This window comes from Actinoplanes auranticolor, assembly GCF_018332655.1.
Taxonomy (GTDB): Bacteria; Actinomycetota; Actinomycetes; order Mycobacteriales; family Micromonosporaceae; genus Actinoplanes; species Actinoplanes auranticolor.
On the sequence record NZ_BOQL01000057.1, the window covers coordinates 19,940 to 33,721 of the forward strand.

Here is a 13,782-nt window from a genome sequence, read left to right on the forward strand (position 1 = left end):
GCCCGGCGTACGGTGTCACGCCTGGAGGGGCTCCGGCGGAGGAACGATTCCGGCCTCGTGCGCCATGACCGCGGCGGCCGCCCGGTTGTCCACGCCCAGGCGTCCCAGGATGGAACTCACGTGGGCCTTCACCGTTCCCTCCACCACATGCAGTCGCCGGGCGATCTGGCCGTTGGACAGCCCGCTGCCGAGGAGGGCCAGTACCTCGCGTTCCCGGGCGGTGAGCGCGTCGACCCGGTCCCGGGCGGCCGAGCGCCGGCCGGCCAGGACTCCCGCGCCCGTCGCGGCGAGGTGCGCGACGACTCTGGCGGCGACCTTCGGTGACAGGTACGCAGCGCCCTCGGCCACCGCACGAACCCCGGCGATGAGTTCCTCGGGCTCGCCCGACTTGATCAGGAAGCCGGTCGCACCACCGCCGAGGGCCTGCAGGATGTAGTCGTCCTCGCCGAAGGTCGTCAGGATGATGACGCTGGTGGCCGGCACTGCGCTGCGGATCTCCGCCGCCGCCTCGATGCCGCTGATCCCGGGCATCCGGATGTCGAGGACGGCCACTGCGGGACGGTGGCGACGAGCCAGTTCCACGGCGTCGTGCCCGTTGCCGGCCTCGGCGACGACGGCGATGTCCGGATCCGTGGCCAGCACGGCGCGCACCCCGGCGCGGATCATCGGCTCGTCGTCGGCGATCAGCACCCGGATCATCGAACGCTCACGGGGTGAGCGGGTCGAGGGACACCAGCGTGTCCTGCCGGAAACAGAGCCGGTAGGCGTCGCCGGACCGGTCGTCGAACCGGTCGGCCGTCATCGCGTAGTACTCGCAACGGATGTCGTCTCCTGTCGGCTCAGCGGTCAGCGGCCGGTGATTCGTCTGCCGGTCCGGCAGGAAGCGCGCCACCTCGGAACGATCCTGCCCCACGCGCAGGCGCGCATAATCGCCCGGATCCAGGACCGATCGCGACGCCGACAGCATCTCCCACTCCATGAGCGCCCCGCTCAGCAGTGCTCCGGTCACCAGGGGCACCATGACGGCGGCCGCCAGGACCCGGCCGACCCGGTGCCGAGCCTGCCGGTGTTCCGGCCGCAGTTCACCGCCCTGGGCCGGGGACGCGGCGGTGACGGGCGCGGGCAGCTGCGAGGGCGGGGCGTGGGGGATCGTGGCGACGACCTCGAAGCCCCCGTTGCCCGGGCCGTACCGGAAAGAGCCGCCGGCCAGCCGCACCCGTTCGGCGAGGCCGATGAGGCCCCGGCCTCCGCCCGGCGGGCGGACAGCCGTCGTGATCGACGGCGGGCCGTTCTCGACCACCACCGTGGTCGCTGACGGCGTATGTGTCACGCGGACGGTCGCTTTCGCGCCGGGCGCGTGCTTGGCCACGTTGGTCAGCGCCTCCTGCACCACACGCTGAGCAGCCCGTGCGGCCCTCGCGGAGAGACCGTCCGCCTCGCCGTCGATGTGCAGCTCGACCGCGAGCCCGGACGCGGACGCCTCAGCGGTCAGCTCGGCGATACCGGGCCCGGCCGGCCGGGTCGGTGCGTCTTCGCTCTCCTCACGCAGGACACCGATCACCTCGCCGAGACGCTCCACCGCAGCCGCCGCTCTGGCTCTGATGTCTCCCGCGGCCTGACGGTGCTGCTCTTCGAGCCCGGGCGCCAGCTTCAGAGCGCCGGCCGACAGCGCGATCAGGCTGAGGTCGTGACCGAGCACGTCATGCATGTCCATCGCGATGCGGGCCCGCTCGCGCAGCCGGGCCTGGTCGGCGACCAGCAGTTGCTCACGCTGCAACTGCGCGGCCCGTTCCCAGCCGGCCCGGGCGAGTTCCTGATACTGCCGCCAGAACCGGCCCGCGAACCAGGGAAGCATCGTGGCGAGCACCACGACCGCCACGAACCGGCTCCCCCAGGGCAGCCAGGCCGGCACCAGGGACAGCAGCAGCACACCGGCCGAGAGCAGGGCGACCAGAGCGAGCACCGTCGTACGGGTCCGTCCCGGTCGCCGTCCCGCCAGGAACGCGGCGACCGCGGCGGGGACGGCCCACCACAGGTTCGCCACGCTCAGCGCGGCCAGCAGTGCCGCGGCCACGGTGAGCAGGCTTCCCGGATCAGGAGCGCGCCGGGGCCCGGCCGGTCGTGGCTTCACGGAGGCGACGGTACGGACATCGCCGGCCGCTCGACACTGCCGAAAGACCAATATCGGCGACAGGACTAGCGCGCTGAAAGTTTTCATGCATAGTCTGCTGGGGTGAATGACGGAGCGGCCAGGACGGCTGAGCGGGTGGTGGATCTCTTCCAGGGCGCCCGGCTCACGCCGACGCAGCGGCGGATCGCGCACAGCCTCGTCCAGCATGCGCCGTCCGCGGCCTATCTTTCCGCCGCCGAGGTCGCCGAGCTCGCCGGGGTGAGCCAGCCGTCGGTCACCCGGTTCGCCATGGCGCTGGGCTACGCCGGCTATCCCGCCCTGCGGCGTGAGCTGCGCGCCCTGGTCGGGGTCGGCACCACGCCGGCCGACAGCGGGGACAACCCCGTGCAGCGCGCCCTGCGGGCCGAGACGCAGCATCTGGAACGCATGGCCGACCAGTTGAGCAGCCTCGACGCGGTCCGGCAGGGCGCGGGACTGCTGGCCGCCAGCCGTCCGCTGCCGGTGCTGGGGCTGCGCGCCGCGGGGCCGCTGGCGGCGTACTTCGGGTACTTCGCCGCCAAGGTGCATCCGGACGTCCGGGTGCTCGACGACGGCGGCACGCTGCTGCTGGATCGCCTCGATCAGGCCCGCGCGGCCGGCGCGACCGCGATGCTGGCAATTGTGCTGCCGCGCTATCCGCGGGAGACCCTGGAGGTGATCCGCGAGGCCGGTGCCGCCGGCCTGGCCGTCGTCGCGCTCACCGACTCGGCGGTGAGCCCGGCCGCCGCGCACGCCGACGTGGTGCTGCCCGCCCCGGTCGGCACCCAGCTGGTCTTCGACCTGCACACCGGGCCGATGGCGATGGCGATGGTGCTGCTGCAGGCGATGTGCGACGCCGCGCCCGAGCAGGCCCAGCGCCGCCTGGAGGAGTTCGAGGCGACCGCCTCCCGCCGCCACATCTTCGAAGCGTGAAGGAGTTCGGTATGTCAGTGCGAGCGCCGCGGGGCACCACCCGTACCGCCAAGGGGTGGCCGCAGGAGGCCGCCAAGCGGATGTTGCTGAACAACCTCGACCCCGACGTGGCCGAACGCCCCGACGACCTGGTCGTCTACGGCGGCACCGGGCGCGCCGCCCGGAACTGGCCGTCGTTGCACGCGATCGTCCGGGAGCTGGACGTGCTGGCCGACGACGAGACGCTGCTGGTGCAGTCGGGCAAGCCGGTCGGGGTGTTCCGCACCCACGAGTGGGCGCCGCGGGTGCTGCTGGCCAACTCCAACCTCGTCGGTGACTGGGCCACCTGGCCGGAGTTCCGCCGCCTGGAGCAGCTCGGCCTGACCATGTACGGCCAGATGACCGCCGGCTCCTGGATCTACATCGGCACCCAGGGCATCCTGCAGGGCACCTACGAGACGTTCGCGGCCGTGGCGGCGAAGCGGTTCGGCGGCGACCTCGCCGGCACCTTGACGTTGACCGCCGGGTGCGGCGGCATGGGTGGCGCCCAGCCGCTCGCGGTCACCATGAACGGCGGCGTCTGCCTGATCGTGGACGTCGACGAGTCGCGGCTGCGGCGCCGGGTCAAGGACCGCTACCTGGACACGGTGGCGGCCGACCTGGATGACGCCGTCCGGCAGGCCGAGGCGGCCAGACGGGACCGCCGGGCGGTCAGCATCGGGGTCGCCGGCAACGCCGCCGAGGTGTTCCCCGAGCTGCTGCGCCGGGGCCTGGCGATCGACATCGTCACCGATCAGACCAGCGCGCACGACCCGCTGAGCTACGTACCGGTCGGCACCGACCCCGGTGACGCCGCCGACTATGCGGCCGCCAAGCCGGAGGAGTTCACCGACCGGGCCCGGGAGAGCATGGCCCGGCACGTCGAGGCGATGGTCGGCTTCCTCGACGCCGGGGCCGAGGTGTTCGACTACGGCAACTCGATCCGCGGCGAGGCCCAGCTCGGCGGGTACGACCGGGCGTTCGCCTTCCCGGGGTTCGTGCCCGCGTACATCCGGCCGTTGTTCGCCGAGGGCAAGGGGCCGTTCCGCTGGGCCGCGCTGTCCGGTGACCCGGCCGACATCGCCGCCACCGACCGGGCCGTGCTGGAGCTGTTCCCGGAGAACGAACCGCTGGCCCGGTGGATCCGGCTGGCCGGCGAGCGGGTCGCCTTCCAGGGGCTGCCGGCGCGGATCTGCTGGCTCGGCTACGGCGAACGCGACCGGGCCGGGGTGCGGTTCAACGACATGGTGGCGCGCGGCGAGGTCTCCGCTCCGCTGGTGATCGGGCGCGACCATCTCGACGCGGGGTCGGTGGCGTCGCCGTACCGGGAGACCGAGGCCATGCTGGACGGCTCGGACGCGATCGCCGACTGGCCGCTGCTGAACGCGATGATCAACACGGCGAGCGGGGCGAGCTGGGTGTCCATCCACCACGGCGGTGGCGTCGGGATCGGCCGTTCGATCCACGCCGGGCAGGTCTGCGTGGCCGACGGCACCGCCCTGGCCGGGCAGAAGATCGAGCGGGTGCTGACCAACGACCCGGGCATGGGCGTGATCCGCCACGTCGACGCCGGCTACGAATCGGCGGCCGCGGCCTCCGTGCACATCCCCATGCGGAAAGAAGCAAAGGCATGACCGCCGCCTTCGCGCGGCTCTGGGCGGAGATCGCGCCGATCGGCCTCGACCCGGCCGGCGGTTACCGGCGGTACGCCCTGAGCGACCCCGAGCTGATCCTGCGCGACTGGTTCCGTAACCAGGCGGACCGCCGCGACATGACGGTCACCGACGACGGCAACGGCAACCTGTTCGCCTGGTGGGGCCGGCAGTGGGCGCCCGGGACCGTGCTGACCGGATCGCACTTCGACTCGGTGCCGCACGGCGGTGGCTACGACGGCCCGCTCGGCATCGTCAGCGCGTTCCTGGCCGTCGACCGGCTCCGGGCCGCGGGCGTGACCCCGGCGAAACCGATCGGCGTGGCCGCGTTCGTGGAGGAGGAGGGTGGCCGCTTCGGCGTGCCCTGTCTCGGTTCCCGGCTGCTGACCGGTGCGATCGACCCGGACACGGCCGCCGCGTTGTGCGACACCGACGGGGTGAGCTTCGGCGAGGCGCTGGGGGCCCGTCCGGCCGGCGCGCTGCCCGCGCTGGCGAGCCGGGTGGGTGCCGTCGTGGAGCTGCACATCGAGCAGGGCCGGGCGCTGGAGGTGCCGGTCGGTGTCGCGAGCGCGATCTGGCCGCACGGCCGCTGGCGGCTGGACTTCACCGGCCACGGTGACCACGCCGGCACCACCCGGATGGCCGACCGGCACGACCCGATGCTGACGTTCGCGTACACGGTGCTGGCCGCCGACGACGAGGCCCGGCAGGCCGGGGCGCTCGCCACGATCGCGCGGGTGTCGGTGCAGCCCAACGCCACCAACGCGATCCCGTCGCTGGTGCGGGCCTGGCTCGACGCCCGGGCCGCCGACCCGGCGACCATGGAACGGCTGGTGGAGGCCATCGTCAAGCGGGCGATGGACCGGGCGGCCCACGACCGTACGGAGCTCGTCGTCGAACCGGAGTCGGCCTCCCCGGAGGTCACCTTCGACACGGCGCTCGCCGACCGGCTGTCCACATTGCTGGGTGGCGTGCCGGTCCTGCCGACCGGGGCGGGCCACGACGCGGGCGTGCTGTCCGCGCACGTGCCGACCGCGATGCTGTTCGTCCGCAACCCGACCGGGGTCTCGCACTCCCCGGCCGAGCACGCCTCCGACGAGGACTGCGCGGCCGGTGTCGAGGCGCTGGCCACGGTGCTCGGGGAGCTGGCGGCATGACCTACTTCGCGCGGTACGCCTGGATCGGCGGGGCCGTCGTGCGCGATGTCCGCATCGAGATCGAGGACGGGCGCTTCACCGCCGTCACCCCGGGCGCCGCACCCACCGGGACCGTGCTGCCCGGGCTGGTGCTGCCCGGGCTGGCCAACGCGCACTCGCACGCGTTCCACCGGGCCCTGCGCGGACGCACCCACGGCGACCGCGGCAGCTTCTGGACCTGGCGCGAGCAGATGTACGCGGTGGCCGGCCGGCTCGACCCGGACAGCTACTTCACGCTGGCCCGGGCGGTCTACGGCGAGATGGCCCTGGCCGGGATCACCTGCGTGGGCGAGTTCCACTATCTGCACCACGGGCCGGACGGCACGCCCTACGCCGACCCGAACGCGATGGGTCACGCGCTGATCGGGGCAGCCCGCGAAGCCGGTATCCGGATCACCTTGCTGGACACGGTCTATCTGATGTCCGGTGTGGACGGCGAGCCGCTCGAAGGTGTGCAGCGCCGGTTCGGCGACGGCGACTACGACGGCTGGGCCGCGCGCTTCGACGGGCTGCGCGCGACCGCGGGCGCGAAGATCGGTGCGGCCCTGCACTCGGTACGCGCAGCGCCGGTCGACGGGATGGCCACCTTCGCCCACCGCACCGACGGCCTGCCGGTGCACGTCCACCTCTCGGAGCAGCGCGCCGAGAACGAGCAGTGCCAGGCTGTGCACGGCTGTTCGCCCACCGAACTGCTCGACAGCATGGGCGTCTGGCAGCCGCTGACCACCGCGGTGCACGCCACCCACCTGTCCCCCGCCGACCTGCGGATCCTCGGCGGGCAGCACGTCTGTCTGTGCCCGAGCACCGAACGTGATCTGGCCGACGGCATCGGGCCGGCCCGGTCGCTCGCCGACGCGGGTGCCCGGCTCAGCCTGGGCAGCGACAGCCAGGCGGTCATCGACCTGTTCGAGGAGGCCCGCGGGGTCGAGCTCGACGAGCGGCTCGCCACCGAGCAGCGCGGTCACTTCAGTGCCGCCGAGCTGCTGACCGCCGCGACGGACACCGGTCATGCGGCGCTGGGCTGGGACGACGCCGGCACGATCGCCGCCGGCCGGCGTGCCGACCTGGTCGCCGTGTCGCTGGAGAGCGTCCGCACGGCGGGCGTCGACCCGGCCGGCCTGGTCTTCGCGGCCACCGCGGCCGACGTCACGCACGTGGTCGCGGACGGCCGCCTCATCGTGGACGGCGGCCGGCACACCGCGTTCGACGTCCCGGCGGCGCTGCGGGAGGCCCTGACATGAGCCTGCTGGTCGGCGACATCGGTGAGCTGGTCACCAACGATCCCGAACTGGGCGTCCTGACCGACGCGGCGGTGGTCGTCGAGGGTGATCGGATCGCCTGGGTGGGTGCGATGCGCGACGCGCCCGCGGCGGACGAACGCCTGGACGCGGGCGGCGCCGCGGTGATCCCGGGCTTCGTGGACAGCCACGCCCATCTGGTCTTCGCCGGGGACCGGGCCGGTGAGTTCGCCGCCCGGATGAACGGCGAGCCGTACACCGGCGGCGGAATCCGCACCACGGTCGCCGCGACGCGCGCGGCGAACGACGACACGCTGCGGGCCGGGGCGCGCCGGCTGGTCGGTGAGGCCCGGCGGCAGGGCACGACGACCATCGAGATCAAGAGCGGGTACGGCCTGAGCGTCGAGGACGAGGCCCGTTGCCTGCGCATCGCCCGGGAGCTCTCGGACGAGACCACGTTCCTCGGCGCGCACGTCGTCCCGGCCGAGTTCGCCGGCGATCCGGACGGCTACGTGCGGCTGGTCTGCGGGCAGATGCTCGCGGCCGCCGCACCGTACGCGAAGTGGATCGACGTGTTCTGCGACCGCGGAGCCTTCGACGGTGACCAGGCCCGGGAGATCCTGACCGCCGGTGCCGCGGCCGGGCTGATCCCCCGGCTGCACGCCAATCAGCTCGGGCCCGGGCCGGGAGTGCGGCTGGCCGTCGAGCTCGGTGCGGCCAGCGCGGACCACTGCACCCACCTCAGCGACGCCGACGTGGACGCCCTGGCCGGCTCGCCGACGGTCGCGACGCTGCTGCCCGGGGCCGAGTTCTCGACCCGGTCGCCGTATCCGGACGCCCGCCGGCTGCTCGACGCCGGGGTGACCGTGGCGCTGGCGACCGACTGCAACCCCGGGTCGTCGTACACGTCGTCGATGGCCTTCTGCCTGGCGCTGGCCGTACGGGAAATGCGGATGACGCCGGCCGAGGCCCTCTGGGCCGCGACCGCGGGCGGCGCCCGGGCCCTGCGCCGCGACGACATCGGCGTGCTGCGCCCCGGCGCCCGCGCCGACCTGGCCGTCCTGGACGCGCCTTCGTATCTGCACCTGGCCTACCGGCCGGGTGTCCCCCTCGTCACCACAGTGCTGCACAACGGAGTGCCCCAATGACCGTCTCAGTCGAACCCACCGGCATCACCCCCGCCGACGTCCTCGCCGTCGCCCGGCACGACGCGCGGGTCGAGCTCTCCGAGGCCACCTACGCCGCCATGGCCCGCAGCCGGGCCATCGTCGACACCATCGAGGCCTCCGGCCGCCCGGTGTACGGCGTCTCGACCGGCTTCGGCGCGCTGGCCAACACCTCCATCGCCCCGGAGCGCCGGGCCGAGCTGCAGCACGCACTGATCCGCTCGCACGCCGCCGGCATCGGCGCGCCCATGCCCCGCGAGGTGGTGCGGGCGATGATGCTGCTGCGGGTGCGCTCGCTGGCCCTGGGCCTGTCCGGGGTACGGCCGGTGCTCGCCCAGGGACTCGTCGACCTGCTCAACAACGACATCACCCCCTGGGTCCCCGAACACGGCTCGCTGGGCGCCTCCGGTGACCTCGCGCCGCTGGCCCACTGCGCGCTGGTGCTGCTCGGGGAGGGCTGGGTGCTGGGCAAGGACGGCTCCCGGCTGGCCGCCGCCGACGCCCTGCACGGCTCCGGCCTCCAGCCGCTGGCGCTGGCCGCCAAGGAGGGCCTGGCGCTGATCAACGGCACCGACGGCATGCTCGGCATGCTGCTGCTGGCCATCGAGGACGCCCGGCACCTGTTCACCATGGCCGACGTGACCGCGGCGCTGGCCATCGAGGCGATGCTCGGCTCGGAGCGGCCGTTCCTGCCGGAGCTGCACGCGATCCGGCCGCACCCCGGGCAGTCCGACTCGGCGGCCAACATCCACCGGCTGCTGCAGGACTCGGCGATCATGGACTCGCACCGCGACGACCTGGCCCACGCCGTGCAGGACGCGTACTCGATGCGCTGCGCGCCGCAGGTCGCCGGGGCCGCCCGCGACACGCTGGAGTTCGTCCGGACCACCGCCGGCCGCGAGCTGCGGTCCGTGGTCGACAACCCGGTCGTGCTGCCGGACGGCCGGGTCGAGTCCACCGGCAACTTCCACGGCGCGCCGCTCGGCTTCGCCGCCGACTTCCTGGCCATCGCCGCCGCCGAGGTGGGGGCGATCGCCGAGCGCCGGGTCGACCGGCTGCTGGACGTGACCCGCAACCGCACGCTGCCGCCGTTCCTCGCCCCGGACGCCGGGGTCAACTCGGGCCTGATGATCGCCCAGTACACGGCGGCCGGCATCGTCGCCGAGAACCGCCGACTCGCGGCGCCCGCCTCGGTGGACTCGCTGCCCACCAGCGGGATGCAGGAGGACCACGTGTCGATGGGCTGGGCCGCGACGAAGAAGCTGCGCACGGTGCTGGACAACCTGACCAGCCTGCTCGCCGTCGAGCTGCTGGCCGCCACGCGCGGCCTGCAGCTGCGCGCGCCGCTGATTCCGTCACCGGCCGGGCGGGCGGCGGTCGCGGCGCTGGAGGGCTTCGCCGGGGAACCGGGCCCGGACGTCTTCCTGGCCCCGGTGATCGAGCAGACCCGCGCGGTCGTGGCCGGCCGGGCCCTGCGCGCCGGGATCGAGGACGCGATCGGGCCGCTGCTCTAGCTGTGACTTCCGGTGGTCTGCAGGCGTTCGTACAGGGCGCGTACCTCGGCGCCACCGGCCTGGCGGCGGGAACGGCCGAGCAGGACCCGGATGGTCTCCGCGGCCTCGGCCGACGTGCGCACGTGCTGCGGCGCGATCCGTTCCGCGGTGAGCAGCAGGCGGATCGCCTCGCGATCCTGCCCGCCGATGCGGGTCAGGGCCCGGGCGGTGTCGGCGTAGTAGAAGACCTGCCGCAGGCCGGCCGGGATCGCCGCCGGGTCGGTGCGCCGGGCGGTCTCCACCACCCGGAGCGGGTCGCCGGCGTCGTCGCCGATCTCGATGCTGATCCGCCAGATGTCCACGTTGGTGGGGCCGAAGAACATCCCCATCGTGTCGGTCTCGCCGGTGCGGCGGGCCAGCCGGGCCGCCTCGATCAGCCAGTCCCGGCTGTCGTCGGGGCGCTGCCGGCACCGGCTCGCCAGGGCGGCGACCAGATGCAGTGAGCCGAGCACCTCCGGGGCGCCGGGCCGGCCCAGGTGCCGGCTCAGCTCGTCCCCGGCCCGCTCGGCGAGCGTCTGGCCCCGCTGGTACGACCCGCAGGCGGTGGCCGCCCGGGCCAGCGCGTACGCCGCGTGCCCGCGCAGCACCGGGTCGCCGGTGGCGTCGGCCGCGTCCCGGCATCGTTCCGCGGCCAGCCAGGCGTCTGCCGGATAGCCGAGACCGCGCAGCACCGTGGAGGCGACGTGGGTCGCGTCGCAGAGCAGCCGCAGGGCGTCGAGCTGATCCGGGCCGGCCGTCTCGGTGTGCAGATCGCGCAGCAGATCCGGGAGCAGGCGGGTGGCACCGGCGTAGTCGCACGCCTGGTGCCGGGCGTCGGCCAGGGCGGCGCTGCGGCGGAGCTCCGGCACGGGCGGCGCGGGCCGGGCGGGCGGCTCGGTCAGGTCGATGTCGACCAGGGCCCGGCGCAGGTCGAGCACGCCGGCCCGGGCCGAGGCGGTCGCCCGGTCGCGGGCCGGTGCCCCGGTGCCGGCCAGATCGGCCGGTGCGCATTCCAGCGCGCCGGCGATGTCCGCCAGCATGAACCGGTTGTCGGCCGTCTGCCGCCCCCGTTCGATCCGGCTCCAGGTGGCGTGCGAGATGCCGGCCCGGCTGGCGGCGTACCGGACGCTCCAGCCCCGCAGCAGGCGGCGCGCGCGGATCTGCTCGCCGACCGCGGGGTCGGCGCTCCGTCGGAGGGTCATACGCCCGACCGTAGCCCCGCCGCTCCGCAGGGTGGTTCAGGGCTGTACCACCCGCGCCGGTTACCGCGGGATGGCCGTGCGGACCACCAGCACCCGATCGGTGTTCTCGTCGTCGGTGAACGCCCGGGCCAGGTACAGCCAGTCGCCGTGCACCGCGGCGGCGTCGGCGTGACCGGCCGCGGTGGCCAGCGACCCGTCCGGCCGGATCTGCAGCACCTCGGTCGTGTCGTTGCCGATGTCGCGCTGCTTGCGGGACTGCTGCAGCAGGTCACGCCGGCGGCCGGTGGCGTCGCCGGTCCAGTCGAACTCCTCGGGCAGCTCGTCGGCGCCGAGCCGCACGCTGGTCACGTACACGTTGCCGCGGTCGTCGGTCACCAGGCTCGCGTTGCTCTCGCCGCGCTTGCCGGTGCGGGTGCCCCGCAGCCAGACCGACGCCTGGGCCGCCCGGCCGCGGTCGGCGAACGGTTCCTCGGGATCGTCGACGGCACCGTCGAGACCGCCGCCGGCGACGTTGCCGATCAGCTCGTGCGCGGACCCGTCCGCGCGGACCGCGACGACGCTGCGCCGGCCGGGCCCGGCGTAGAGGGTGCCGTCGGCGCCGATCGCGATCGGGTCGTTCAGGCCGCCCTCCAGGGCGATCTGCGTGGCCGGGGTGCCGTCCGGGAAACCGCCCTCCCGGGTACGCGCCGAGCGGCATTCCCGTGCAGTGAGCCCGGCCAGGTCCCGCCCGAGCACCGTCCTGATCCGTCCGCCGTCGACCGTCCGGACGAGCTGGTGGGTCGTCGGGTCGTTGCGCTCCTCGGCGAAGTACATCCGGTTGTCCGGCCCCACCGCGACACCGTGCAGATGCCGCAGGTACGCGCCGTCCGCAACCGCACCGTCAGCCGGCGGCTTGCGGTCGCCCCGGTAGGTGTCCCGGTCGATGCCGAGGCGCCGGGTGGCCTGGCCCTGCGGGGTGATCTGCCAGACGCCGCCCTCGCCGTTCCACAGCGCGACGTAGACCGCGCCGTCCGGGCCCACGGTCATCTGGCTGACGTACTCCGCCTTCAGGCCCGGCACCGCGACGTGCGTGAGCTTGCCGTCCTGCACCGTCCACACGGTGGCGACCGCGTCGGTCTCGGTCAGCACCCGCAGCGTCCCGGCCCGGTCCACCGTCATGTCGACGAGCCGGCCGTCGATGAACGCGTCGGGCGCCGGACCGCCGTCGGCCTCGCCGCCCCCGGCCACCAGCTCGACCGTCTGCGCCGACGTGCTGCCCGGCGTGCACCCCGCGGCCGCCAGCACCAGCGCGGCCGCCACACCCCATCCCCGTTTGGTCACGGCGGCATAGTAGAACTAGCGGGGAAGCTCCTTGGCGATGACCTTGGCCAGTTCGCGGAGCGCCTTGCCGCGGTGGCTGATCGCGTCCTTCTCGGCCGGGCTCAGCTCCGCGTTGGTCAGGCTCTGGCCCTCACCCAGGAAGATCGGGTCGTAGCCGAAACCGCCGGTGCCGCGCCGCGCGCGCAGGATCTGGCCGCGCTGCTTGCCCTCGACCAGGTGCTCACGGCCGTTCGGCAGCACCAGCACGGCCGCGCAGACGAACGCGCCACCGCGATGCTCGTCCGGGACGTCGCCGATCTGGGCCAGTACCAGGTCCAGGTTGGCCTGGTCGTCGCCGTGGCCACCGGCCCAGCGGGCGCTGAACACACCCGGCATGCCGTTGAGCGCGTCCACGGCCAGTCCCGAGTCGTCCGCCACGGTCGGCAGGCCGGTGCGCGAGGCCCCCTCGCGGGCCTTGATCAACGCGTTCTCGCCGAAGGTCAGGCCGGTCTCGGGCACGTCCGGATAGTCCGGGAAGTCACCGAGCCCGACCAGGTCGACGCGGCCGGAGCCGAGCGCGTTGTCCAGGATGCGCTGCAGCTCAACCAGCTTCTTCGGATTCGCGGTGGCGAGCAGCAGGCGGGAGCTCACGACGCCAGCGCCTTCTGCTGGGCCGCAGCCAGCTCCGCGCAGCCGAGCACGCCGAGGTCCAGCAACGCGTCGAGCTGGTCGCGGCGGAACACGTTGGCCTCGCCGGTGCCCTGCACCTCCACGAAGTCGCCGTCACCGGTGCAGACCACGTTCATGTCCACCTCCGCGGCGACGTCCTCGAGATACATCAGGTCGAGGCGGGGCTCGCCGTCGATGACGCCGACGCTGACCGCCTGGATCGAGCGGTGCATCACCTTCTCGACCTTGCCGGCCAGCGACTTGCGGTCGGCCAGCCAGTTCACCGCGTCGTACAGCGCGACGTACGCGCCGGTGATGGCCGCCGTCCGGGTGCCGCCGTCGGCCTGCAGCACGTCACAGTCGAGCACGATGGAATTCTCGCCCAGGGCCTTGAGGTCGATGCAGGCCCGCAGGCTGCGCCCGATCAGCCGGGAGATCTCCTGGGTCCGGCCGCCCACCTTGCCCTTGACGCTCTCCCGGTCGCCCCGGGTGTTCGTCGCGCGGGGCAACATGGCGTACTCGGCCGTCACCCAGCCCAGGCCGGAGCCCTTGCGCCAGCGTGGCACGCCCTCGGTCACGCTGGCGGTGCAGAGCACTCGGGTGTCGCCGAATTCGACGAGCACCGATCCCTCCGGATGGATGCTCCACCGGCGGGTGAGGGTCACGGGTCGGAGTTGGCCGGGCTCTCGGCCGTCGGGTCGCGCCATGGCAAGAGCCTAGGCTGATCG

At 73.8% G+C, this 13,782-nt stretch carries 12 protein-coding genes; 6 read left to right on the forward strand and 6 right to left on the reverse strand.

Features of this window, described 5'->3' with window-relative positions; translation table 11 throughout:
* Positions 1-15 precede the first annotated feature (15 nt).
* Both Aau02nite_RS32655 and Aau02nite_RS32660 read right to left on the reverse strand, forming a co-directional pair.
* Positions 16-699: a response regulator gene (locus tag Aau02nite_RS32655; protein ID WP_212992454.1), complete on the reverse strand. Its 684-nt coding sequence runs from the start codon at positions 697-699 to the stop codon at positions 16-18.
* A gap of 7 nt (positions 700-706) precedes the next feature.
* Positions 707-2,131 (reverse strand): sensor histidine kinase, encoded by a 1,425-nt coding sequence (locus tag Aau02nite_RS32660; RefSeq protein ID WP_246595611.1) that lies wholly within the window; start codon positions 2,129-2,131, stop codon positions 707-709.
* Between the two features lie 102 nt (positions 2,132-2,233).
* On the opposite strand from Aau02nite_RS32660, the gene Aau02nite_RS32665 reads away from it, so the two are divergent.
* From Aau02nite_RS32665 to hutH, 6 genes are read left to right on the forward strand one after another with little or no spacing between them, the layout of a single operon-like run.
* Entirely contained in the window at positions 2,234-3,082 is an 849-nt protein-coding gene (locus Aau02nite_RS32665; RefSeq protein ID WP_212992456.1) for a MurR/RpiR family transcriptional regulator, read from the forward strand.
* 11 nt (positions 3,083-3,093) lie between these two features.
* The gene (gene hutU / locus Aau02nite_RS32670; protein ID WP_212992457.1) at positions 3,094-4,734 is read left to right on the forward strand and encodes a urocanate hydratase; all 1,641 of its coding nucleotides are present in this window, start codon (positions 3,094-3,096) and stop codon (positions 4,732-4,734) included.
* Complete coding sequence (locus Aau02nite_RS32675; RefSeq protein WP_212992458.1) at positions 4,731-5,909, forward strand: allantoate amidohydrolase; 1,179 nt, start codon at positions 4,731-4,733, stop codon at positions 5,907-5,909. Before hutU ends, Aau02nite_RS32675 begins: the two co-directional genes overlap by 4 nt.
* Positions 5,906-7,189 carry a formimidoylglutamate deiminase gene (locus Aau02nite_RS32680; RefSeq protein ID WP_212992459.1) on the forward strand — a complete coding sequence of 428 codons (1,284 nt, stop codon included), beginning with the start codon at positions 5,906-5,908 and terminating at the stop codon, positions 7,187-7,189. Before Aau02nite_RS32675 ends, Aau02nite_RS32680 begins: the two co-directional genes overlap by 4 nt.
* Positions 7,186-8,334 carry an imidazolonepropionase gene (gene hutI / locus Aau02nite_RS32685; protein ID WP_212992460.1) on the forward strand — a complete coding sequence of 383 codons (1,149 nt, stop codon included), beginning with the start codon at positions 7,186-7,188 and terminating at the stop codon, positions 8,332-8,334. The genes Aau02nite_RS32680 and hutI overlap by 4 nt, the downstream gene beginning before the upstream one ends.
* Positions 8,331-9,866: a histidine ammonia-lyase gene (hutH, locus tag Aau02nite_RS32690; RefSeq protein ID WP_212992461.1), complete on the forward strand. Its 1,536-nt coding sequence runs from the start codon at positions 8,331-8,333 to the stop codon at positions 9,864-9,866. Before hutI ends, hutH begins: the two co-directional genes overlap by 4 nt.
* Here the strand turns inward: hutH and Aau02nite_RS32695 are convergent.
* Genes Aau02nite_RS32695 through rph form a run of 4 tightly spaced genes read right to left on the reverse strand, consistent with a single transcriptional unit; the run spans position 9,863 to position 13,761 of the window.
* Positions 9,863-11,086 (reverse strand): helix-turn-helix domain-containing protein, encoded by a 1,224-nt coding sequence (locus tag Aau02nite_RS32695; RefSeq protein WP_212992462.1) that lies wholly within the window; start codon positions 11,084-11,086, stop codon positions 9,863-9,865. The genes hutH and Aau02nite_RS32695 overlap by 4 nt on opposite strands.
* 60 nt (positions 11,087-11,146) lie before the next feature.
* On the reverse strand, positions 11,147-12,406 hold the full coding sequence (locus tag Aau02nite_RS32700) for an NHL repeat-containing protein (RefSeq protein WP_212992463.1): 1,260 nt from the start codon (positions 12,404-12,406) through the stop codon (positions 11,147-11,149).
* Between the two features lie 15 nt (positions 12,407-12,421).
* On the reverse strand, positions 12,422-13,036 hold the full coding sequence (rdgB, locus tag Aau02nite_RS32705) for an RdgB/HAM1 family non-canonical purine NTP pyrophosphatase (protein ID WP_212992464.1): 615 nt from the start codon (positions 13,034-13,036) through the stop codon (positions 12,422-12,424).
* On the reverse strand, positions 13,033-13,761 hold the full coding sequence (rph, locus tag Aau02nite_RS32710; protein ID WP_212992465.1) for a ribonuclease PH: 729 nt from the start codon (positions 13,759-13,761) through the stop codon (positions 13,033-13,035). The genes rdgB and rph overlap by 4 nt, the downstream gene beginning before the upstream one ends.
* Between the last annotated feature and the right edge of the window lie 21 nt (positions 13,762-13,782).